The organism is Streptomyces sp. MBT53 (assembly GCF_016654115.1).
In the GTDB taxonomy this organism is placed as follows: Bacteria; Actinomycetota; Actinomycetes; order Streptomycetales; family Streptomycetaceae; genus Streptomyces.
In genome coordinates this window covers 1-21094 of the sequence record NZ_JAEQAZ010000102.1, presented here as the reverse complement: position 1 = coordinate 21094, position 21094 = coordinate 1, and the positions used below count along the sequence as shown (strand labels likewise).

20 protein-coding genes and 1 pseudogene are annotated in these 21094 nt (G+C 71.9%); 13 read left to right on the top strand and 8 right to left on the bottom strand.

Annotated features, from left to right (window positions below; genetic code table 11):
* The first annotated feature begins 72 nt into the window (after window positions 1–72).
* On the top strand, window positions 73–378 hold the full coding sequence (locus tag JHN45_RS53290; protein WP_236584305.1) for an antibiotic biosynthesis monooxygenase: 306 nt from the start codon (window positions 73–75) through the stop codon (window positions 376–378).
* Between the two features lie 98 nt (window positions 379–476).
* On the opposite strand, the gene JHN45_RS31055 is transcribed toward JHN45_RS53290, so the two are convergent.
* From JHN45_RS31055 to JHN45_RS31030, 6 genes are all read right to left on the bottom strand, one after another.
* A complete protein-coding gene (locus tag JHN45_RS31055) occupies window positions 477–1478 on the bottom strand; it encodes a CHRD domain-containing protein (RefSeq protein WP_201051956.1) in 1002 nt (333 codons plus the stop codon).
* A gap of 174 nt (window positions 1479–1652) precedes the next feature.
* Entirely contained in the window at window positions 1653–2498 is an 846-nt protein-coding gene (locus tag JHN45_RS31050; protein WP_201051954.1) for an STM4011 family radical SAM protein, read from the bottom strand.
* A gap of 9 nt (window positions 2499–2507) precedes the next feature.
* Window positions 2508–3845 (bottom strand): STM4012 family radical SAM protein, encoded by a 1338-nt coding sequence (locus tag JHN45_RS31045; RefSeq protein ID WP_201051952.1) that lies wholly within the window; start codon window positions 3843–3845, stop codon window positions 2508–2510.
* Window positions 3842–4657 carry an STM4013/SEN3800 family hydrolase gene (locus tag JHN45_RS31040; protein WP_200713542.1) on the bottom strand — a complete coding sequence of 272 codons (816 nt, stop codon included), beginning with the start codon at window positions 4655–4657 and terminating at the stop codon, window positions 3842–3844. Before JHN45_RS31040 ends, JHN45_RS31045 begins: the two co-directional genes overlap by 4 nt.
* A gap of 7 nt (window positions 4658–4664) precedes the next feature.
* The gene (locus JHN45_RS31035; protein ID WP_200713541.1) at window positions 4665–5777 is read right to left on the bottom strand and encodes an STM4014 family protein; all 1113 of its coding nucleotides are present in this window, start codon (window positions 5775–5777) and stop codon (window positions 4665–4667) included.
* A gap of 98 nt (window positions 5778–5875) precedes the next feature.
* Complete coding sequence (locus JHN45_RS31030; protein WP_200713516.1) at window positions 5876–6835, bottom strand: STM4015 family protein; 960 nt, start codon at window positions 6833–6835, stop codon at window positions 5876–5878.
* A gap of 166 nt (window positions 6836–7001) precedes the next feature.
* On the opposite strand from JHN45_RS31030, the gene JHN45_RS31025 reads away from it, so the two are divergent.
* Both JHN45_RS31025 and JHN45_RS31020 read left to right on the top strand, forming a co-directional pair.
* Window positions 7002–7328: a hypothetical protein gene (locus JHN45_RS31025; RefSeq protein ID WP_200713515.1), complete on the top strand. Its 327-nt coding sequence runs from the start codon at window positions 7002–7004 to the stop codon at window positions 7326–7328.
* A gap of 106 nt (window positions 7329–7434) precedes the next feature.
* A complete protein-coding gene (locus tag JHN45_RS31020) occupies window positions 7435–8544 on the top strand; it encodes a DUF6745 domain-containing protein (protein WP_200713540.1) in 1110 nt (369 codons plus the stop codon).
* Window positions 8545–8687: 143 nt separating this feature from the next.
* Here the strand turns inward: JHN45_RS31020 and JHN45_RS31015 are convergent, their stop codons facing one another.
* Window positions 8688–9077 carry a ribonuclease gene (locus JHN45_RS31015; RefSeq protein ID WP_200713514.1) on the bottom strand — a complete coding sequence of 130 codons (390 nt, stop codon included), beginning with the start codon at window positions 9075–9077 and terminating at the stop codon, window positions 8688–8690.
* A 243-nt stretch (window positions 9078–9320) separates the two neighbouring features.
* Between JHN45_RS31015 and JHN45_RS31010 the strand changes: the two genes are divergently transcribed.
* The 5 genes from JHN45_RS31010 (at window position 9321) to JHN45_RS30990 (ending at window position 13594) form a co-directional block, all read left to right on the top strand.
* Window positions 9321–10577 carry a sensor histidine kinase gene (locus JHN45_RS31010; RefSeq protein ID WP_200713513.1) on the top strand — a complete coding sequence of 419 codons (1257 nt, stop codon included), beginning with the start codon at window positions 9321–9323 and terminating at the stop codon, window positions 10575–10577.
* Window positions 10578–10615: 38 nt separating this feature from the next.
* Entirely contained in the window at window positions 10616–11302 is a 687-nt protein-coding gene (locus JHN45_RS31005; RefSeq protein WP_200713512.1) for a response regulator transcription factor, read from the top strand.
* 67 nt (window positions 11303–11369) lie between these two features.
* Window positions 11370–12554 (top strand): cytochrome P450, encoded by a 1185-nt coding sequence (locus JHN45_RS31000; protein WP_200713511.1) that lies wholly within the window; start codon window positions 11370–11372, stop codon window positions 12552–12554.
* 128 nt (window positions 12555–12682) lie between these two features.
* Window positions 12683–13081, top strand: coding sequence for a PaaI family thioesterase (locus JHN45_RS30995; RefSeq protein WP_200713539.1), 399 nt, complete (start codon window positions 12683–12685; stop codon window positions 13079–13081).
* 12 nt (window positions 13082–13093) lie between these two features.
* Entirely contained in the window at window positions 13094–13594 is a 501-nt protein-coding gene (locus tag JHN45_RS30990) for a hypothetical protein (RefSeq protein ID WP_200713510.1), read from the top strand.
* On the opposite strand, the gene JHN45_RS30985 is transcribed toward JHN45_RS30990, so the two are convergent.
* Window positions 13587–14603: a Gfo/Idh/MocA family oxidoreductase gene (locus JHN45_RS30985; protein WP_200713509.1), complete on the bottom strand. Its 1017-nt coding sequence runs from the start codon at window positions 14601–14603 to the stop codon at window positions 13587–13589. The genes JHN45_RS30990 and JHN45_RS30985 overlap by 8 nt on opposite strands.
* A 129-nt stretch (window positions 14604–14732) precedes the next feature.
* On the opposite strand from JHN45_RS30985, the gene JHN45_RS30980 reads away from it, so the two are divergent.
* From JHN45_RS30980 to JHN45_RS53285, 5 genes and pseudogenes are all read left to right on the top strand, one after another.
* Entirely contained in the window at window positions 14733–15470 is a 738-nt protein-coding gene (locus JHN45_RS30980) for a GntR family transcriptional regulator (protein WP_093632185.1), read from the top strand.
* Window positions 15471–15712: 242 nt separating this feature from the next.
* Window positions 15713–16861 carry an ROK family glucokinase gene (locus tag JHN45_RS30975; RefSeq protein ID WP_200713538.1) on the top strand — a complete coding sequence of 383 codons (1149 nt, stop codon included), beginning with the start codon at window positions 15713–15715 and terminating at the stop codon, window positions 16859–16861.
* Window positions 16858–17439: a sugar kinase gene (locus tag JHN45_RS30970; protein WP_093630034.1), complete on the top strand. Its 582-nt coding sequence runs from the start codon at window positions 16858–16860 to the stop codon at window positions 17437–17439. Before JHN45_RS30975 ends, JHN45_RS30970 begins: the two co-directional genes overlap by 4 nt.
* A 98-nt stretch (window positions 17440–17537) precedes the next feature.
* Window positions 17538–20372 carry a DEAD/DEAH box helicase gene (locus tag JHN45_RS30965; RefSeq protein ID WP_200717451.1) on the top strand — a complete coding sequence of 945 codons (2835 nt, stop codon included), beginning with the start codon at window positions 17538–17540 and terminating at the stop codon, window positions 20370–20372.
* A gap of 428 nt (window positions 20373–20800) precedes the next feature.
* Window positions 20801–21094 (top strand): annotated as a pseudogene (locus JHN45_RS53285) (hypothetical protein); the annotation flags it as partial.

Here is a 21094-nt window from a genome sequence, read left to right as displayed (position 1 = left end):
TCCGACGGAGGGATGATCTCGCGTGGCTGACAACGGTGTCCTACGGTGAGGGCGAATCACGTTGGAGGTTTCATGCCGACCGTTGAACTCACCCGCTTCCGTGTCGAGCCCGAGCGAGTCACCGAACTGCTGGAGAGCAGGCCCGCGATGCTCGCCGACTTCCGGGCCGATCGTGCCGGATTCCTCGGAGCCCGGCTGGTCCGCCTTCCGGACGACGAGTGGCTGGACATCGTGACCTGGGGGAGTCCGGAGGACTTCGCGGCCTCACGGGCCAAGGGAGCCAACCTGCCGGGCATCGCCGCCTTCTTCGCGGCGATCGCCTCGCTGGTGAGTTCCGAGGAAGGGGACGAACCCGAGACCGGGGACGTCGAGCGATGAGCGGCACCTGACGGGATCGCGACGGAAAACGCGGCGATGCGAGTCCGCGCGGGACTCGCATCGCCTGGTGGTGTTCGGGCCGGACGGCCAGGTAGGCGCTACTTCGTGGCGAGGAACAGGTAGTCGGCCGTGTAGGGGACGCGGGCCGTGGGCTGCTTGGTCGGGTTGCAGGTGCCGGACGGGGCTACGCCGCCGACGGTGTTGAGGCGCAGGACCGAGGTGGTCCTGGACAGGAGGCCCTTGCTCTTGCCGGTCTGCTGGGCGCGGAGCAGGAGTTGGGGGATGTTGCCCTTGCCGTTGTCGAACTTGTTGACGACGGTCCCGGTCACCGAGGAGCCGTCGGGAGCGATCCACTGCGGCGGGCCGGCCGGGCCGTGCTTGGCGAAGCTGTGCTGGATGCCGCCCTGGAGAGTGGCGTCGACGTTGTCCTGGGTGAAGGCGTAGGAGCCGTCATCCTGCTTGGTGCAGGCGTAGATCTGCGCCCCCTTGACGACCCCGGCCAGCGCCGAGTGCCGGATGGCGTCGGGCAGCGAGACCGCGCCCGGCAGCGCGACGGCCTGTCCGCGGACCGCGCCGCCGGGGAACTCGGCGGTGTGCAGGTTGAAGTAGAACTGCTCGGGATGCGCCTTGATGCTGCGCAGCAGGTCGACGTCCTTGACCTTCACGGTGCCGAACACGAACGGCGTGCCGCCCTTGAGCTTCTCCATGAAGAACGGGATCTTCACGTCACCGTTGGTGCCCCGCACACCCTGGTGGAGGTGGGCCATGGTCGGGGTGCCGATCCCCGTCCACGCGAACGCGAAGGACACTTCGTCGCCCTGGATCCGCATGAGGGCCACCGCGCTGCCGTCCTTGTCGCCCACCGCCGGCTTGCCCTTGACGGGCACCTCGTTGTCACCGGTGAGGATCGTGGTGAAGTACGTCGCCCCGGGCGCGTTCTGGGAGTAGCGGCCGATGGCACCCGCCGCCTGCGTCGCCCCCGACGCCGCCGGATGGGACACCGTGGCGTCGGCCGCACCGTCCACGCCGTTGCAGGCGGTCAGGAGCAGGGTGCCGGTGATCGCGGTCGCGGCGATGGTCCCGAATCGCTTGAACATCATGTGTCTCGTTCTCCCCGTGATTGCCGATCCGCGGTTGCCCCGCGGTCGTTCTCCCTCCATCACGGGGCCCCTGAGGCGATCCCTCACCCGATGACACTCCTGAGACACGCCTGAGAAGGGACAGCATCACTGAGGACACGATCTTGACATTACGACGCACATCGACCCGTCGGCTCAGGGGAGCGCGGACGGCACCCTCTCCAGGACACCGCCCGCGAAGACGTCGTACAACGGCAGGGATTCCAGGTGGACATAGCCGATGTGGCAGTCGCAGACCGCCAGTGGACACGCGCGCGGGCGCAGCGCCGCCCGGTACGAGCCGTCGTACAGGTTCCCCAGTTCGTCGCGGACGAAGTGGCAGCGGCGGACCGTGCCGTTGCCGTCGACCGAGATCACGGACTCGCCGGTACGGCACGGGAGTCCGGCGCTGCGGTGCGGGTGCCGGCTGTACGGGAAGAGGGGGTCGAGCGCGGTCCAGTCGTCGGCCTCGGCGTCGCCGTAGGTGTGCCCCTCGGCCGCGTTGATCCAGAGGTAGACGTGCGCGGGCAGGTCGGCGCGGAGCCGGCGGGCCGCCGGCAGGTGGGCGGGCAGGCCGACCACGCCGACGCTGAACCGCACTCCGCGGTCGGCCAGTTCACGGCACTTCGCGAGGAAACGGTCGTAGGGGGTCTGGCCCGGGTGGTACGTGCACCACAGGGCGAGCGTGTCGAGGTCGGCCTCGGCGAGCCAGCCGGTGCGGCAGCTCAGGTTGGTCTGGATGGCGACCCGGCGCACGTGCGGCAGTCGGGACAGCTCGGTGAGGGTGCGCCGGTACCAGGAGCGGACCAGGCCCTCGCCCCAGGGCGTGAACAGGAGGGAGAGATCGTCCTCGCTGTGCGTCGCCCAGTGCGCGAAGCGCTCCAACGCGTCGCGGTCCGCGCGGAGTTGGGCGGTCGAGTCGCGGCGCTTGGCGAACGGGCAGTAGGGACAGTCGTAGTCGCAGGACGAGAGCGGGCCCCGGTAGAGGACGGTGAGATCCATGACGGTCCGTCACTTCCGTTCGTAGGCGGCCATGGCGGACCGCACCTCGGGGGAGAACAGCTCCGGGCCGATGGCGTCGGAGTGCGCCAGGCCGTCCGGGGTGAGGACGAGCCGGCCGCCCGCCGTGTCGGTAAGCCAGCCGCGCTCGGCCAGCCGGTCCAGCTCCGTCCCGAAGTCGTCGTCCGGTGAACTCCCGAAGCGGGTGCGGTAGTCGGCGACGGACAGCCCCTCGGCCTGGAGCAGGGACTGGAGGAGATGACGGCGGTGCGCCTCGTGCCCGTCCACGCGGTAGCCGACCTCCGCGTGCGCGAAGTCGGCCGTCGTGACGTAGTCGTCGATGATGCCGCGGATCTCGTGCATGCCGACCGCGTAGTCGAAGGAGTAGTGCAGCGCCGACGTGTACGAGCGGGCCCCACAGCCGAGCCCGATCATGCCGTCGGTCTGGCAGGCGTAGTCGTCGGCGCCCTGGGGCGGGGCGTCGGCCCGGCGGAACATCCGCATCGACTGCTGGACATAGCCGTGCGCGAGGAGGTGGTCGCGGCCCGCCCGGTACAGGCGCAGCCGCTGCTCGTCCCACGCCGGGTCGGATCCGGTGTCCCCCTGGTGGCGGCCGAGGCCGGTCAACGGGCGGACGTAGAGCGGGTACAGGTACAGCTCCTCGGGGCGCCAGGCCAGGGCCGCGTCCAGGGAGTCGCCCCAGGTCCGCTCGGTCTGGCCGTCGATGCCGTAGATCAGGTCGATGTTGAGGACGGGGACGCCGGCGTCCCGGATCCGGCCGAGCGCGGCCTCCACGTCGGCGCGGCGCTGCGGGCGTACGGCGGCCCTGGCCTCGGAGTCGACGAAGCTCTGGACGCCCAGGCTGAGGCGGGTCGCGCCGCGGTCCGCGAGGACGGCGAGCCGGTCCGCGGTGGCCGTCGCGGGCGAGGCCTCCACGGAGAGCGGGACCGCGCGCAGGTCGGCGCCCATGCGCCGCTCGGCGATGTCGCACAGGCGCTCCAGCTCGGCCGCGGTGAGGAAGGTCGGGGTGCCGCCGCCGAACGCCGCCGTGGCGAACCGCGGAGGCTCCGCGTCACCCAGCGCCGCCCGGACGGCGTCCGCCTGCCGCTCCAGGGCGTCCAGATAGGCACCGGTCAGCCCGTCCGGGGCGCCGATGCGGGTGAAGAGGTTGCAGAACCCGCACCGGACCTCGCAGAACGGTATGTGTACGTACAGCGAGAGCGCGCTCCGGTCCTCCGCCGCCCACAACTCCCGCAGCGCGGGCCGGTCTTGGAGGCGGCGGTACGCCGTCTTGTGCGGATAGGCGTACACGTAGTGCTGGTAGGGACTGGTCTGCTGCGCGGTGGTCATCGGACGGCCTCCGCGGGGTCGAGGAAGAAGTGGGCGTACGGCACGGTCCACACGGACTCGTGGCCCAGGCGGTGGCCGGTGTAGCCGTCGTCGCCGTAGGCGGTGCCGTGGTCGGAGCAGACGATGACGAAGCAGGGGCGCCGGGAGCTGGCGGCGGCGAACAGCCGCCCGATGTGCCGGTCGACGTACTCCAGCGCGGCGGCGTGCGTCTCCCGGGTGTCTCCAGCCTCGCGGGTCGCGCCGGGCAGGTGGAACCAGTTGGGCTGGTGCAGCGCCGACGCGTTCACGAAGAGGAACAGGCGCTGTTCGGCGGGGAGTTGGCCTACGACCTGTTCCACCCGGTCGACCTGGTTCTCGAAGGAGTGCGGCGAGGTGACACCGAACTCCTCCTCCCAGTGCGCCTCTTGGAACAGGCCGGGCAGTACGGAACCCAGCGGACCGCGCCGGTTGAAGAAGCCCACGCCCCCGACGCATACGGTGCGGTAGCCGGCCGCCGCCAGTCCGGACACCAGGTCGGGAGTGTCGTAGACGAAGGTGCCCTCGGCGGTCGTCTCGCTGCCGGCGAAGCTCGCCGCGAACAGCCGTGGATGCGGGCCGGGTTGGGCCGGAGTGGGCAGGAACCCGGCGAAGATCGCCTGGTGCGAGGCATAGGTGAAACTGCCAGGGGCGTGCCTCTTCTCCCAGCGTCCGCCGGGGAGTTGGCGGGCCAGGTGCGGGATGCGTCCCTCGGCCGCCAACTCGACGGCCACGTCGTACCGCAGTGTGTCGAGGGTGACCAGCAGGATGTCGTGGTCCCCGACGACCGCGTTCATGTCGGGCTCAGGCATGGGCAGTTCCTGTTCTGTACGGATGACGCGGGCCGTTGTCGGCCGGTGCGCGCAGGGCGGCCGCCACCTGCGCGCCGTAGGTGTCCAGACCCTCCGCGCCGCTGCCGGGCAGTCCGGTGAGCCGGGGCAGCAGGTCGCCGAAGGCGTTGACCTCGCCGACGAAGGTCCGCCGCCAATCCACGGCCGGCAGCAGGTCGACCCCTACGCACAGCGTGCGCGGGAAGCAGGACGAGGCACGCTCGCACACGTCCAGGACGTCCTCCCAGCGGGCGCCCGCGGCGGTGACGGCCCGCCGGACGCCGTCCAAGTCGCCGCGGCTGCCGCCCAGATGCAGATTGGTCAGCGGCCCGCGACTGGTGCGCACCACCGCGTGGGTGGCCCGGCCGGCCACGACGACCACCCGGAGATCCGCGGACCGGCCCGCCTGGGAGGCCTTCGGCACCCAGCGTTCGAGATGCAGTCCGTCCGGCGCCAGCGCGTCCACGATGCGGGCGACGTCCCGCTCGTCGTGATACCTGCGCACCCGCAGGGAGTTGTGCAGCGCGCCGTCCGGACCGGTCTCGACCGACGTGGTCGCCCTGATCCGGCCCCCGCCCGCCGTCTCTACCGCGAGGACACCCGACGCCGACGACCCGTGCGCGGGCTTGACGAACAGCCGGGGCATCCGGTGCTCGCGCATCAACGCCCGTACGTCGTCCCAGCCCTGCACGCGCGCGCCGAGCGCACCCGACGTCGGGGACTCCGGGACGGGCACACCGGCCGCGTCCAGCACGCCATGACACGTCCGCTTGTCGAACAGCACCGCCAGGTCGTCCGGGTCGGCGAGGGGGATGCCGCCGCGCAGCGTGCGCAGCGCGGCGGTGAACCGCGCGTACCAGCGGGCCGATCCCTCCACCCGGGTGGGATCCGTGGCGTCCCGCAGTAGCCGGTCGACCTCGGGGTTCTCGCCGGGGGAGTCGACCCGGACGAACTCGTCGGCGGCGAAGTCCGCACCCCGCGCGCGCAGGACGTCCGTCCAGGCGACGACGCGGGGCGCGGGCAGCCCGGCCGCGCGCACGGCGTCCTCGAAGAGGGACACCCTGCGGTTCTCGGGATTGCCGACCACCGCGAACCGGAGGCCGGTGCGGGATGGCGGCGTGACTACGGCCGGACCGGCCGCGGTGGACGATGTGAAGGCGGCCAGCCCCGTCGCGGTGGACGCGGTCACTCCCCGACGGCGACGTAACGCCAGACCGTGCCGTCGTCCTCCGTGTCCTCGTCGGCGTCGTCACGGTCCAGGTCGACCTCCACGCCCGCCGCCACCAACGTCTCCCGTACCCGCTCCGCGACGGCCTCGGTGAGGTAGTTGTGGTGCAGGTCCAGCTTCTTGAGATGCGTCAGCGGCTGCCCGCTCAGCAGCGCGACCGCGCCCTCGTCGGTCAGCACGCCCATCGACAGGTCCAGCACCTCCAGGCGCTCGACCACCGGGGCGGCGGCGACCGCGGCGGCCACCGCGTCCTGCATCTCGCTGTTGCGCAGGGCCAGATGGCGCAGGCGGGGCAGCCGGGCACCGGACAGGATCGGCTCCAGGTCCGCGGCCTCGCTGTCACCGCCGTAGTCCGGCGTGCCGAGCCACAGGTCCAGGTGCTCCAGCGCGGGCAGATCACTGGCGCCGATGCCGCGCACGACCTCGACGGGGAGTCCGCCCGTCTCCGCCACCAGCCGGCGCAGCGCACCGTGCCGCAGCGCGGTGAACTCAAGGCCGGTCCCGCCGCGCACCCCGAACTCCTCCAGCGCCGGGTAGGCGTTGAGCAGCGGGCTGACGTCGGACTGGTGGATCCAGGAGATCTCGCACTCCTCCATCACCAGGTCCCCGAGGAACAGCGCGCGCAGCGCGGGGAAGTCGTCCCGGGCCGCCACGAGCGCCTCGACGATCGGCGTGGGCGCGCTGTCGTAGGCGTCCTCCCAGCCGCCGATGATCAGCGCCCGCACCCGGGTCGTGTCGACGGCGGCACGGAAGCGGGCGAACGAGTCGGTCCACGCCTCGTCGTTGTCGTACACGTTGCCGCCCAGACGCCAGGCGACCGAGTCCGGCTCGGGCAGCCGGTCGGCCGGGGCGTCCGGCCCGGGAAAGGTGAACGACGGCAGCCGGTACAGCGCGTCGAGGTGCTCACCGATGGTCATGCGGCCGCTCCTGAGAAGAAGAGTGCGTGGTGTGTGATGCGCATTTCTACCAACCGGCACTGACAGTGCCCATCGGCGGGGCGTGGCACGGGCGTTGTCAGTGGTGGCGCCTAACGTCGTGGTCATGAGGCCGGTGCGCGAAGCACCCGGCGGTGAGGGGACAGCCATGTACCGACAGGGAGACGTGCTGATCGTGCCGGTCGCGGAGGACGCGGTGCCCGCCCACGCGGCACACGCCCCGCGCGAGCGGCGCGACGGACGCGGGCGGCTCGTACTGGCGCTGGGCGAGGTGACCGGCCACGCCCACGCGGTCGTCGGACCGGGGGAGTTGGTGCGCGAGCCGGGTCCCTACGGTCCGTTGCTGCTCCATCTGCCCCAAGGCGGGCGGGTGGTGCACGAGGAGCACGCGGTGATCGTGCTGCCCAAGGGGTGGTTCCGGGTCGTCAGACAGCGGGAGTACGTGCCCGGGTCCGTACGGATCGTGGCCGACTGACTGACTGACTGACAGACGGACCGGGACGCACCGGCGGTACGAGAGCGCCGGGCGAGGTGTGGAGGAGGGGCACGTGGGCGGGACGGATGTGGGAGTGGACGGGACGATGGACTGGAAGTCGGGCGGGGCGGCGGGGAGTGCTACGGCGGTCGAGGAGTCAGGCGCCGACGGGCCCCAACTCGGCGATGGGGGAGCGCCGTTCGGGCCATCCCCCGACCTCGCGCAGTGGCGGACGTGGGCCTCGGCGACCGGCCCCGCTGACCGGGCGGGTGCGGAGGAGGGCGTCCGGCGGGCCTACCGGCTCGCGGGACTCGCCGAACCGGAGCGCGTGGTGTGGGTGGGTTCACCCCGCGCGGCCGTCGCGCTCCTCCGGGAGACGGCGGACCGGGGCCCGAGCGTACGGGACGCGGTGCGCAGCGCGCCGTGGGCGGCCGCGAGGCGGCTGCTGCACACCGAGTTGGGGCCCGCCGGATGGTCCGCGCACTGGGCGGCGACCGGCGGACGGCTGTGGCCCTCGACGCAGGCCCTGGTGGACCGGATCCGTACGGGCGTGATCGAGGACCTGGCCGGGAGCGACACCGGCAAGGCGGCCGCGGAGATCCGGCTGCTCCTCCTGGACGCCGTTCTCGGGCAGCACGACGCGCCGTGGCTCGCGGCGTTCCCCGCCGACGACGGCCCGATCGACGCGCTGTCAGTGGTGTGCCGAGGCGCCGGCTGGTGGTGGCCGTTCGCGCGGGTCGCGGTGCTGTCGGAACGCCCCTCGGCCCTCCACCGCGACGAGGCGGGACGGCTCGACCACGGGGACGGCCCGGCGCTCGCCTACCCGGACGGCTTCGCCCTGCACGCCTGGCGCGGCATGCCGGTCCCGGCCGCCTTCCTGGCCGAACTGCCCGCGCTGACCCCCGAACGCGTCCGGGCCGAGGAGAACGCCGAGCTGCGCCGCGTGATGCTGGAGTACTACGGCTACGACCGGTACCTCGCCGATTCGGGCGCCCGCCCCCTGCACCGGGACGAGACGGGCACGCTGTGGCGGATCGACCTGGCGGACGACGAGCCCGTGGTCATGGTGGAGGTTCTCAACTCCACACCGGAGCCCGACGGCACCCACCGCACGTACTGGCTACGGGTACCCCCGTCGACGCGCACGGCCAGAGCGGGGGTGGCCTGGACCTTCGGCCTGGACGCGGAGGCGTACGCACCCGAGCGGGAGACCTGACGGTCCCGTACGCCCGGCGGCAGGACGTGCCCCGCCCCGCGGCCCATGATCGTGGGGGGAGCCGCGGGGCGAGGGGTGAGCGATGGTGCAGCCGGTGGGAGCCGGACGCCCGGGTGACTACGGAACGGACCTGACCGACCGGCTCAGCAGCCGAAGTTGATCAGGTTGAACGTGACGTAGTGGTCCGAGGTGTAGTAGTCCTCCTGGGTCTTCTTCCCGGTGACGATCCGACGCGCTCCGCGCGTGGACGAGCCGGGAGTCTTGACCGTGTACTCGTGGTAGTAGCCGGAGGCCTGGCTGGGGAGGACGCCTTCCTGGTTGCGGAAGACGACGCCGTCCTGCGAGTACGGGAAGGGCCCGTTCGTCGCGATCAGGTCGAGCGTGTCGTACGCCTGGGAAGGGAGGTCGCTGTAGCAGATGCTGCCGACCGCGGCGGCGGCCGGGGTCGCGGTGGCGACGGTGCCGCCGATGAGGAGAGTGGACAGGACGGCGGCTGCTGCGCCGATGCCGGTGATCCGTGGGGGGAATCTCATGGCTTCATGATGACGCGCGTAGATAGTGGCATGTCAATGACAACAGCAGAGATTTTCCCGTCAAGTCCGATGAGTTTTCGGGAAGTTAACTTGGCGCGCGCCGTCTCCACGCGGTCTGCGCACGGGCTGGGAACACCTCCATGCGCGGCGGGACGAAGCATGTCCGCCGAAAGTCTGTGATGCCGCGACTTTGGTCGACGATCCCCGTCGGGGTGGGGTGAACGGGTCCGGCCGTGCGTAGATTTGTCGACCGTGACTGATGACAGGACCGCGCAGGTACCGGCGGCGTTCGCGGGGCGCCGCTGGCTGCTGCCGTCCGCCGTGGCGGACGAACTCGATCCCGACGTCGAACGGCCGGGACGGCCCCGCCGTACCGCACGCGACTGGGTCGTGGACACCTCCTGCTTCCTGCTGGCCGTGATCATCGCGCTGATCGCCGCGCAGAGCCTCAGGGACGACACCGGGACCTCGCACGCCCTGGCCGTCGTGGACCAGCTGATCGGAGTCCTCGCCTGCTTCACGGTGTGGCTGCGCCGCCGCTGGCCGGTCGGGCTGGCGATCGCCATGATCCCCGTCGGCATCGTCTCGACCACGGCGGGCGGCGCCGGTCTGGTCGCCCTCTTCACCCTCGCCGTGCACCGCCCCTTCCGGTACGTGGCCTGGATCGGCGGCGTCCAGCTCGCGCTGACCCCGGTCTTCTTCTGGCTGCGCCCCGACCCCGACCTGCCGTACGCCGGCGCGGTCGCGTTCACCGAACTGTTCACCCTCACCGTCATCGGCTGGGGCATGTTCGTCCGCTCCAAGCGGCAGCTCATGCTCAGCCTGCGCGACCGGGCCCGGCGCGCCGAGACGGAGGCGGAACTCCGTGCCGAGCAGGCCCAGCGGCTGGCCCGGGAGGCCATCGCCCGCGAGATGCACGACGTGCTCGCCCACCGGCTGACCCTGCTCAGCGTGCACGCCGGCGCGCTGGAGTTCCGGCCGGACGCGCCCCGCGAGGAGGTCGCACGGGCGGCCGGCGTCATCCGGGAGAGCGCCCACGAGGCGCTGCAGGATCTGCGCGAGATCATCGGCGTCCTGCGCGCGGGCGAACCCGACGACACCGGCCGCCCGCAGCCCACGCTCGGCGCCCTGGACGCACTGGTCACCGAGTCCCGCGAGGCCGGCATGAAGGTCACCCTCGACAACCGGGTCACCGACCCCGCCACGGTCCCCGCCTCGATCGGCCGCACCGCCTACCGCATCGCCCAGGAAGCCCTCACCAACGCCCGCAAACACGCCCCCGGCACCGAGGTCACGGTGACCGTCAGCGGCACCCCGGGCGACGGCCTGGTGGTCGCCGTGCACAACCCGCCCCCGGAGGGCGCGGTGCCACACGTCCCCGGCTCGGGCCAGGGCCTGATCGGCCTGACCGAGCGGGCGACGCTGGCGGGCGGACGGCTGGAACACGGCCCGCTGGAGGGCGGAGGCTTCAGGGTGGACGCCTGGCTGCCCTGGGGGTGACCCGGCTCTCCCTCGCGGGGCCGTGGTTACGTAGCCCCATGACCGCGATCAGAGTGCTCCTCGTCGACGACGACCCGCTGGTGCGGGCCGGACTCTCCCTCATGATGGGCGGCGCCGCCGACATCGAGATCGTCGGCGAGGCCGCCGACGGCAGCGAGGTCCAGGAACTCGTCGACCGCGTCCACCCCGACGTCGTCCTCATGGACATCCGCATGCCCGCGATGGACGGACTGACCGCCACGGAACGGCTGCGTTCCCGCGGCGACGCGCCGCAGATCATCGTCCTCACCACCTTCCACGCCGACGAACAGGTGCTACGGGCCCTGCGCGTGGGAGCCGCCGGCTTCGTCCTCAAGGACACCCCGCCCGCCGAGATCCTCGACGCGGTGCGCCGGGTCGCGGCCGGCGATCCCGTCCTGTCGCCCGCGGTCACCCGCCAGCTGATGGAACACGCGGCAGGCACGGGCACCGGTACCGACACCCGTCGTGCACGCGCGCGTGCCCGCCTCGCGGTCCTGGGAGACCGCGAGCGCGAGGTCGCCGTCTCCGTCGGACAGGGCCTGGCCAACGCCGAGATCGCCACCGGCCTCTTCATGAGCGTCGCCACCGTCAAGACCCACGTCTCCCGCATCCTGGCCAAGCTCGACCTCAACAACCGTGTGCAGATCGCCCTGTTGGCGTACGACGCGGGCCTGCTCGAAGAGGACGGCGACGGCGGGCACTAGCCGCGGCCGCCGCACGTTCCCACTGCACTGGAAGATCTCGGGGAATCGTCCGGGACGGGGGCAGAGCATGACCGAGGCAATCGATCTGGGGGAGTTCGGCGAGGAGTTCCGACGCGACCCGCATCCGGTGTACGCCATGCTGCGCGAGCGCGGCCCGGTGCAACTCGTGCGCCTGCCGGAGCCGGACGAGCACCACGTGACCTGGCTGATCGTGGGGTACGAGGAGGCGCGCGCGGCGCTCGCCGACCCCCGGCTGGCCAAGGACGGCAGCAGGATCGGCGTGACGTTCCTCGACGAGGAGCTGATCGGCAAGTACCTGCTGAGCACCGACCCGCCGCAGCACACCCGCCTGCGCGGGCTCATCACCCGCTCCTTCACCATGCGCCGCGTCGAGAAACTGCGCCCGCGCGTCCAGCAGATCACCGACGAACTCCTCGACACGATGCTGCCGCCGGGCCGCGCGGACCTCGTCGAGTCGCTCTCCTACCCGCTGCCCATCACCGTGATCTGCGAGCTCCTCGGCGTGCCCGACATGGACCGCGCGGAGTTCCGCAAACTGTCCACGGAGGCGGTGGCGCCCACCAGTTCGGGCAGCGAGTACGACGCGTTCGTGCGGCTCGCCGAGTACCTCGGCGACCTCATCGAGGACAAGCGCTGCGCGGGCCCCAGCGGCGACCTCCTCAGCGACCTGATCCGCACCACCGCCGAGGACGGCGACCGGCTCTCCCCGCGGGAACTGCGGGGCATGGCCTTCATCCTGCTCATCGCCGGCCACGAGACGACCGTCAACCTCCTCACCAGCGGTGTCCACGCCCTGCTCACACACCCGGACCAACTCGCCGCCCTGCGCGCCGACATGACCCTCCTCGACGGCGCGATCGAGGAGATGCTGCGCTACGAGGGCCCGGTGGAGAACGGCACGTTCCGCTTCGCCGCGGAATCCCTGGACATCGCCGGCACCCCCGTCGTGAAGGGCGACGCCGTCATGGTCGGCCTGACCGCCGCCGACCGCGACGGGGACCGCTTCCCCGCCCCGGACCGCTTCGACATCCGCCGCGACGCCCGAGGTCACCTCGCCTTCGGCCACGGCATCCACTACTGCCTGGGCGCACCCCTGGCCCGCCTCGAAGCACGCACGGCGATACGGACCCTGCTGGAGCGCGCCCCCGGCCTCGCCCTGGACGGCCCGCCCGGCGACTGGCTCCCGGGCATGCTGATGCGCGGGATGCGCAGCCTGCCGGTGCGCTGGTAGAACGGCCGCACCGGATCGCCGTAGCGGCCGTAGTAGCCGTAGCAGCGGTCGAAGGCGTGATGAAAGCCGTAGTGGAAGCCCCCAGGAGGCCCGTTCTCGTGACCGCACTCGTGGAGTTCGACCTGACCATGGCCAGGAAGGCGCTGGAGAGCCAGCCCTTCAGCAGGCTGATCGGCGCGCGGCTGACTGCCTTCGGGGACGGCGGCGCCACGCTGGAGATCGACATCAGGGAAGACCTCCACCAGCAGAACGGCTTCGTGCACGGCGGAGTCCTCGCCTACGCCGCCGACAACGCGCTCACCTTCGCCGGCGGCACCGTCCTCGGCCCCGCGGTCCTCACCGGCGGCCTCACCATCCAGTACGTCCGCCCGGCCACCGGCACCACCCTGCGCGCCCGGGCCGAGGTCGTGCAGGCCGGCCGCCGCCAGGCCGTGGTCCGCTGCGACGTCCTTGTGGTCGCCGACGACGGCACGGAGTCCCTCTGCGCGGTCGCCCAGGGCACGGTGCTTGCCGTCCGGACGGCCTGAGGGGAGCCGTAGATGCTGCGCACCGCGGAGATCACCGCCGAACTGACCGACCGGGCCACCGGCGACAACTCCCACAATCTGTACTGGAGTTCGCGACTTCAGTTCAGCGTCGACTGTTTCGTCTGCGAGCGGAGGGGCCGCACGCAGATGTACGAGTGCGGCGCCGAACGGGCCTTGTGCTCCGGCAGCCGCAAGGGCTTCCAGAGCCACTACACGGCCGGCCGGATCACCGCGTACGACTCGACCACGGGCGCGGACCGGCTGGCCCTGCGAGCGCTGGTCGACTTCTGGTGGGCGCCCTTCCAGGACGCCCGCGACGACAAGGCCGCCATGGCCCCGACCAGCCACCCCTGGGTGCGGCTGCACCTCGGTTCCCACTGCCCCAAGGCCAAGGAGGCGGGGAAGCACAGCATTCAGTCCAACTTGGTACGGCCGCACCGACTGCGGTGCGGCCACTGCGAGTCCGTGATCGCCACGGACGCGTCGGCCCCGACGATACGACTGCTCAACTGAGGGGGTACCCGCCCGCGATCTCACCGAGCCGGACTTGTCTTCGCTCGCGCCGGGACACCTCGCACGCCTCGGCGATCCGCAGTGCCTGGAGGGCTTCGCGCCCGTCGCACGGATTGGTCCGCTGGCCGACCACGACCTCGACGAAGGCGATCAGCTCGGCCTCGTAGGCGGGCCCGAAGCGTTCCAGGAAGCCGGTCCACGGCTTGGTCGCGGCCGGCGGCCCGGACGGTTCGGTGGACGCGATCGGGGTGCGGTCGTCCAGGCCGACCACGATCTGGTCCAGTTCCCCGGCCAGCTCCATCCGGACGTCGTAGCCCGCCCCGTTCAGCCGGGTGGCCGTCACCGTGGCCAGGGTGCCGTCGTCCAGTGTGAGGACGGCGGCGGCCGTGTCGATGTCACCGGCCTCGCGGAACATGGCGGGCCCGGCGTCCGAGCCGGCCGCGAACACGTCGACCACCTCGCGTCCGGTCACCCAGCGCAGCATGTCGAAGTCGTGGATCAGGGTGTCCCGGTACAGCCCGCCGGAGATCGGCAGATAGGCGGCCGGGGGCGGGGTCTGGTCGGAGGTCATCGCCCGCACGGTGTGCAGCCGTCCCAGCCGCCCCGAGCGCACCGCCTCCCGGGCACCCGTGTAGCCCTTGTCGAACCGGCGCTGGAACCCCATCTGAAGGATCGTTCCCGCCGTCTCGACCTCGGCGATCGCAGCCAGTGAACCGGGCAGATCGAGGGCTATGGGCTTCTCGCAGAACACCGGAAGCCCGGAACGCGCCGCCCTCCCGATTAATTCGGCGTGCGCCGATGTCGCCGTAGTGATCACCACGGCGTCCACGCCCCACTTGAAGATCTCCTCCGTGCTCGGTGCCGCCGTTTCCCCCAGCCGGTTCGCCAGCTCCTGGGCCCGTACCGGGTCCACGTCCGTGAGGATCAGCGAACCGACCTCACGATGACGGCTGAGCGTCCTGGCATGGATGGTCCCGATGCGGCCCGTACCGATGACTCCGATGCGCATGGGAACAAACTGAGGGCCGACCAGGCACGCTGTCAATGCGTATGTCCGGACAATCGAACTACATCACTTCCCGTCAACCATTCACAGAGCTACGCTCGGCCCGTGCCGAAACCAGATGTGGACCCGACAGTGCCGCTCGAACTCAGCGTGGACCGGAGCAGCCCGGTGCCGCTGTACTTCCAGCTGTCCCAACAACTGGAGGCCGCGATCGAGCACGGCTCGCTGACCCCGGGCAGCCTGCTGGGCAACGAGATCGAACTCGCCGCCCGGCTCGGCCTGTCCCGGCCCACGGTCCGCCAGGCCATCCAGTCCCTCGTCGACAAGGGCCTCCTGGTGCGCCGCCGGGGCGTCGGCACCCAGGTCGTGCACAGTCAGGTCAAACGCCCGCTCGAACTCAGCAGCCTCTTCGACGACCTGGAGGCGGCCGGACAGCGCCCCGCCACGAAGGTCCTCGTCAACACCGTCGTTCCGGCGTCCGCCGAGGTGGCGGCGGCGCTCGGCGTGGCCGAGGGCAGCGACGTACACCGCATCGACCGGTTGCGCCTCGCGCACGGCGAGCCGATGGCGTACCTCTCCAACCACCTCCCGCTCGGCCTGCTCGCCCTGGACACCGCACAACTGGAGGCCACCGGCCTGTACCGGATGATGCGCACCGCCGGAATCACCCTGCACAGCGCCCGCCAGTCCATCGGCGCCCGCGGCGCGACGGCCGAGGAGGCCGAGCGCCTGGCCGAGACGGAGGGCGCCCCGCTCCTCACGATGCAGCGCACGACGTTCGACGACACGGGCAGAGCGGTCGAATTCGGCAGCCATACATATCGGCCGACGCGCTATTCGTTCGAGTTCCAGCTCTTGGTACGTCCCTGAGTGCACCCGTTTCGCCCGCGATATACGTCATAATGTCCGGACAATTAAGTCCGGGGGGCGTGAGGTTCACGATTCTGGTACCGAGTTGGGACGCGCCCCTTTAGGAGCGCGGGGCTGTGTCTATTTGCGGCTCCGCCGCGGGGCGCGACCAGCCGCAACGCACCCGCACAAGACAACGATCCGCACCCCCCATGCGCCCCCGCACAGCACCCACGGTCACGGTGAGGCAGAATCGGGCCTTGATGAGCACCTACGGCAATTTCAGCGCCCCCATAGGCTCCCGCCGCGCCCCGGCGCTCCGAACTGTCGGCACGCGCGAGCGCAGGTCGCACCTGACGGCCCCCCGCGTGCCCACGGTCGGCATCGACATCGGCGGCACCAAGGTCATGGCGGGCGTCGTGGACGCCGACGGCAACATCCTGGAGAAGCTCCGCACGGAGACCCCGGACAAGTCCAAGAGCCCCAAGGTCGTCGAGGACACCATCGTCGAACTGGTCCTGGACCTGTCCGACCGGCACGACGTGCACGCGGTCGGCATCGGCGCGGCCGGCTGGGTCGACGCCGAGCGCAACCGGGTCCTGTTCGCGCCCCACCTGTCCTGGCGGAACGAGCCCCTCAGGGACCGCATCACGAGCAGGCTCTCCGTCCCGGTCCTGGTGGACAACGACGCCAACACCGCCGCCTGGGCCGAGTGGCGCTTCGGCGCAGGGCGTGGCGAGGACCACCTCGTCATGATCACGCTCGGCACCGGCATCGGCGGCGCCATCCTGGAGGACGGCCAGGTCAAGCGCGGCAAGTGGGGCGTCGCCGGCGAGTTCGGACATATGCAGGTCGTGCCCGGCGGCCACCGCTGCGCATGCGGCAACCGCGGCTGCTGGGAGCAGTACAGCTCCGGCAACGCGCTGGTCAGGGAGGCCCGCGAACTGGCCGCGGCCGACTCCCCGGTGGCCTACGGGATCATCGAGCACGTCAAGGGCAACATCGGCGAGATCACCGGCCCGATGATCACCGAGCTGGCCCGCGAGGGCGACGCGATGTGCATCGAGCTGCTCCAGGACATCGGCCAGTGGCTCGGCGTCGGCATCGCCAACCTCGCCGCCGCTCTCGACCCCTCCTGCTTCGTGATCGGCGGCGGTGTCTCGGCCGCCGACGACCTGCTGATCGGCCCCGCGCGGGACGCGTTCAAGCGACAGCTCACCGGCCGCGGCTACCGCCCCGAGGCCCGCATAGTGCGCGCCCAGCTCGGCCCCGAGGCCGGCATGGTCGGCGCCGCCGACCTCGCCCGCCTGGTCGCCCGCCGCTTCCGCCGCGCCAAGCGCCGCCGTGTCGAGCGGTACGAGCGCTACGAGCGGTTCGCCGAGTCCCGGCGCGACACCCAGGACACCGCATGATCGCATCGCTGCCCCGCCAGACCACCCCCCGGGACGAGCCGCCCCGGCCACCCGAGGACCCCCGCCACAAGGCCCGCCGCCGAGCGCTGACCCTGCTCATCATCGTGCTGCTCATCGGCGTACCGGCCGTCTATCTGGCGATCTCCGCGAACCAGAGCCGCAACAGCGGCAAGGACAAGGAGGCCAAGTACTCGGCGACCGGCCTCACCGTGGGCTGGCCCTCGAAGGTCCAGCGCCGCCTCTACCAGGTACCGGTCCCGCACCCGGCGGAAGAGGTCGCCTTCTACGAGACCAACAACTGGAAGACCAGCCGCCTCTACGTCCAGTTCCAGACCTCCGAAGCCGGCCTCGACACCTTCCTCGCCGGCATAGGGGTCGACCGGGACACGCTGAAGAAGAACGACATCACCATCAGCGACCGCGACCAGAAGATCACCGGCTGGAAGTTCACCCGCCCCGGCCCCTGGTGGGGCGTCGTCAACAAACAGAAGGACCCGGCACCCACCCAGGACGTCGTGGTGAACCTGTCCGATCCGGCCCTCCCCATGGTCTACGTCGTCTCCCGCACCGTTCCCTAGCGGGGCCGCCCCGGCCGGTCGCCGGGGCCGATTGTCAGACCCCGCCCGTAGAGTCGAAGACAGCTGACACGACTGACGGGCGGGAGGTGACAGGACGTATGACGGACACGGCACTCATGGAGCAGATCTCCGTACGACTGGCCGCGGTCTTCCTGCCGTCCCCCGTTGTCCCGCGCGAGGGCCGCGTCGCCTTCTGGGACCCCGACGGCGAGCGCGCCCTCCCCGAAGCCGAAGAGGGCGTGGAACAGACCGAGTTGACGGTCGTACGACGACAGGGCGCTGCGGTCCGACGCAGGTCCGCCCCCGCGCTGACCCTGCCGATCGAGGCGGCGCTGCCCCTCCTGGTGCGTGCCCGCCGAGACCCCGCCGCCCACCCCGCCACGGCCTGCTGGGGCGCCGCCGCCCTGCACGCGCTCCGGCTCGCCGCCCGCGGCCGACTGCTCCCCGGCCTCACCGCGACCGGCCACGACGCGTGGCGGGCGGGCCCCCTGGAGCCCGAGGACATCGCGCACGTCCGCGCGGTCGCGGCGGCCCTCCCGTACGAGGGCCACGCCGTCCCACTGCCCGGCCCGGGCCCGCTCCGGCTGCCCGAGCCGGAAGCGCTGATGCGGTCCTTCCTGGACGCCGTCGCGGACACCCTGCCCCGCACCCCGGCCGCGCCGTACACCTCAGGGATGCCCTTCGCGGCCCGCAAACCGCAGCGCCTGCGCGACGCCCAGGACTGGGCCGCCGAGGTCGCCGCCGGCATGGACGCCGGCGTACGGATCTCGCTCCGCCTGGACCTCTCGGCCTACGACCTGTTCGACGACGGCGGACGGGTGCGCAGCGCGGGCGCGGCGATCGTCCAGGTGCACAGCCTCGCCGACCCCACCCTCGTGGTCGACGCGGCGGCCCTGTGGGCGGGCACGGCGGACAGCGCCTTCGGCCCCCGCGCGCGCGTGGACGCCGCGTTGGCCGTACGCCGGGCCGCCCGCGTCTGGCCCCCGCTGGACCGCCTCACCGAGCAGGACGTGCCCGATGTACTCGCCCTCTCCGAGGAGGAGTTGGGCGATCTGCTCGGCATGGCGGCCACCCGGCTCGCGGCGGCCGGAGTCGCCGTCCACTGGCCCCGGGACCTGGCACAGGACCTCACGGTGTCCGCAGTGGTCCGCTCGGCACCGGGCTCGGCGACCGACGGCACCGGGTTCTTCGAGAGCGAGGAACTCCTCCAGTTCCGCTGGCAGTTGGCGCTCGGCGGCGACCCGCTCACCGAGGCCGAGATGGACACCCTGGCCGAGGCCCACCGCCCGGTCGTACGACTGCGGGACCAGTGGGTGCTGGTCGACCCGGCCCTCGTCCGCAAGGCCCGCAAACGCGAACTGGGCCTGCTCGACCCGGTCGACGCGCTGTCCGTCGCGCTCACCGGCACGACGGAGGTAGACGGCGAACAGGTGGAAGCCGTCCCGGTCGGCGCGCTGGCCACGCTCCGCGACCGCCTGACGGCGGGCATCCAGCCCGCCGAGCCCCCGCCCGGCCTCCAGGCCACCCTCAGGGACTACCAACTCCGGGGCCTGGCCTGGCTCGACCTGATGACCTCCCTCGGCCTCGGTGGCTGTCTCGCCGACGACATGGGCCTCGGCAAGACCATCACCCTCATCGCCCTCCACCTGCGCCGGGCACACCGCGACCCCACCCTCGTGATCTGCCCCGCCTCACTCCTCGGCAACTGGCAGCGGGAGATCACCCGCTTCGCCCCCGGAGTCCCCGTCCGCCGCTTCCACGGCGCGGACCGCACCCTGGAGAACCTGACCGGCGGCTTCGTCCTCACCACGTACGGCACCATGCGCTCGGCGGCGGCGACGCTCGCCCAACAGCCCTGGGGCATGGTCGTCGCGGACGAGGCACAGCACGTCAAGAACCCGTACTCGGCGACCGCGAAGGCCCTCCGCACGATCCCGTCCCCCGCGCGCGTGGCCCTCACCGGCACCCCGGTCGAGAACAACCTCTCCGAACTCTGGGCCCTGCTGGACTGGACGACCCCCGGACTCCTCGGCCCCCTGAAGTCCTTCCGCGCCCGGCACGCGCGCGCGGTGGAGAACGGCGAGGACGAGGAGGCGGTGACCCGACTGGCCCGCCTGGTCCGCCCGTTCCTCCTGCGTCGCAAGAAGTCCGACCCGGGCATCGTCCCCGAACTCCCGCCCAAGACGGAGACCGACCACCCGGTCCCGCTCACCCGCGAACAGGCCTCGCTCTACGAGGCGGTGGTGCGCGAATCCATGCTGGCGATCGAGACGACGGAGGGCATCGCACGCCGGGGCCTGGTCCTGAAGCTCCTCACCTCCCTCAAACAGATCTGCGACCACCCGGCGCTGTACCTCAAGGAGGAGCACACGGCGGCCCAGGCCGGCGGCGACCGCCTCGCCGCCCGCTCCGGCAAACTCGCCCTGCTGGACGAGCTGTTGGACACGCTGCTGTCGGAGGACGGCTCCGCGATCGTCTTCACGCAGTACGTCGGCATGGCCCGCCTGATCACCTCCCACCTGTCGGCCCGCGCGGTCCCGGTCGACCTGCTCCACGGCGGCACACCGGTACCGGAGCGGGAGCGCATGGTGGACCGCTTCCAGGCCGGTGCGACCCCGGTCCTGATCCTGTCCCTCAAGGCGGCCGGCACCGGCCTGAACCTCACCCGCGCGGGCCACGTCGTCCACTTCGACCGCTGGTGGAACCCGGCGGTCGAGGAACAGGCCACGGACCGCGCGTACCGCATCGGCCAGACCCAGCCGGTCCAGGTCCACCGCCTCATCACCGAGGGCACGGTCGAGGACCGCATCGCCGAAATGCTCGAATCCAAGCGGGCGTTGGCGGACGCGATCCTCGGCTCCGGCGAGTCGTCCCTGACCGAGCTGACGGACCGGGATCTGTCGGACCTGGTGCGGTTGCGGAGGGAGTCGTGACGGGAGTGGAGGGGGCTGCACAGGGCGCGGGCGAAGCGGAGCACGACGCAGAACTCGCGGTGAGCGAAGCCGAGTCGGAGCGGACGCGACCCGCACCGGGCGAGAGCGAGGAGCCCGAGCAGCAGGCCACGCGCCCCGCCGACCTGGCACGACAGGCACTGCGGGCCGCGCGTGAACGGCGGGAGCGGGAGGAGCGGGAGGAGCGGGAGACGGAGAAGCCCGCGGGGCATGCGGCGGCCCCAGCCCCCGGGGACCCGGTGGTCGACACGCTTGTGCCGGCCGGTTCTGAGGGGCCGGTGCCCCGCGAGCCCCGGCCGACCGGTGCTGGGAGGCTGGCGTCCCGCGCGCCTGTGCCATCCGGTTCTGAGGCGTCGGTGTCCCGTGCGCCTGTGCAGTCTGGTTCTGAGGCGTCGGTGTCCCGTGCGCCTGTGCAGTCTGGTTCCGAGGCGTCGGTGTCCCGCGCGCCTGGGCCGACCGATTCCGAGGACACGACGGTCACCGCACCCCCGGCCGCCGATCCCTCACCGCCCGCTCCACGCCCCGGTGACGCCGCGCGCGCCGCGCTGCGCGCCGCTCTGCCGGTCCGACGCGAGGCAACCGCAGTGGTGGCCCCCGAGGACGCCCGTACCGAGCTGGAGGCTCCCGACCCCGTAGATCAGCAAGGTAACCGCTCGGCACCCCTCGCCCCCGCTCCTGCCCTTGGCGCTAGCGCCAAGGGCAGG

Bases quoted from the DNA above. Each gene is read 5' to 3' on its own strand.
- JHN45_RS30965 (WP_200717451.1), top strand. From the start codon at position 17,538: ATGACGGACACGGCACTCATGGAGCAGATCTCCGTACGACTGGCCGCG.
- JHN45_RS31055 (WP_201051956.1), bottom strand. From the start codon at position 1,478: ATGATGTTCAAGCGATTCGGGACCATCGCCGCGACCGCGATCACCGGC.
- JHN45_RS31040 (WP_200713542.1), bottom strand. From the start codon at position 4,657: ATGAACGCGGTCGTCGGGGACCACGACATCCTGCTGGTCACCCTCGAC.
- JHN45_RS31005 (WP_200713512.1), top strand. From the start codon at position 10,616: ATGACCGCGATCAGAGTGCTCCTCGTCGACGACGACCCGCTGGTGCGG.
- JHN45_RS31020 (WP_200713540.1), top strand. From the start codon at position 7,435: ATGGACTGGAAGTCGGGCGGGGCGGCGGGGAGTGCTACGGCGGTCGAG.
- JHN45_RS30970 (WP_093630034.1), top strand. From the start codon at position 16,858: ATGATCGCATCGCTGCCCCGCCAGACCACCCCCCGGGACGAGCCGCCC.
- JHN45_RS30985 (WP_200713509.1), bottom strand. From the start codon at position 14,603: ATGCGCATCGGAGTCATCGGTACGGGCCGCATCGGGACCATCCATGCC.
- JHN45_RS31045 (WP_201051952.1), bottom strand. From the start codon at position 3,845: ATGACCACCGCGCAGCAGACCAGTCCCTACCAGCACTACGTGTACGCC.
- JHN45_RS30995 (WP_200713539.1), top strand. From the start codon at position 12,683: ATGGCCAGGAAGGCGCTGGAGAGCCAGCCCTTCAGCAGGCTGATCGGC.
- JHN45_RS30990 (WP_200713510.1), top strand. From the start codon at position 13,094: ATGCTGCGCACCGCGGAGATCACCGCCGAACTGACCGACCGGGCCACC.
- JHN45_RS53290 (WP_236584305.1), top strand. From the start codon at position 73: ATGCCGACCGTTGAACTCACCCGCTTCCGTGTCGAGCCCGAGCGAGTC.
- JHN45_RS31050 (WP_201051954.1), bottom strand. From the start codon at position 2,498: ATGGATCTCACCGTCCTCTACCGGGGCCCGCTCTCGTCCTGCGACTAC.
- JHN45_RS31015 (WP_200713514.1), bottom strand. From the start codon at position 9,077: ATGAGATTCCCCCCACGGATCACCGGCATCGGCGCAGCAGCCGCCGTC.
- JHN45_RS31000 (WP_200713511.1), top strand. From the start codon at position 11,370: ATGACCGAGGCAATCGATCTGGGGGAGTTCGGCGAGGAGTTCCGACGC.
- JHN45_RS30975 (WP_200713538.1), top strand. From the start codon at position 15,713: ATGAGCACCTACGGCAATTTCAGCGCCCCCATAGGCTCCCGCCGCGCC.
- JHN45_RS31030 (WP_200713516.1), bottom strand. From the start codon at position 6,835: ATGACCATCGGTGAGCACCTCGACGCGCTGTACCGGCTGCCGTCGTTC.
- JHN45_RS31025 (WP_200713515.1), top strand. From the start codon at position 7,002: ATGTACCGACAGGGAGACGTGCTGATCGTGCCGGTCGCGGAGGACGCG.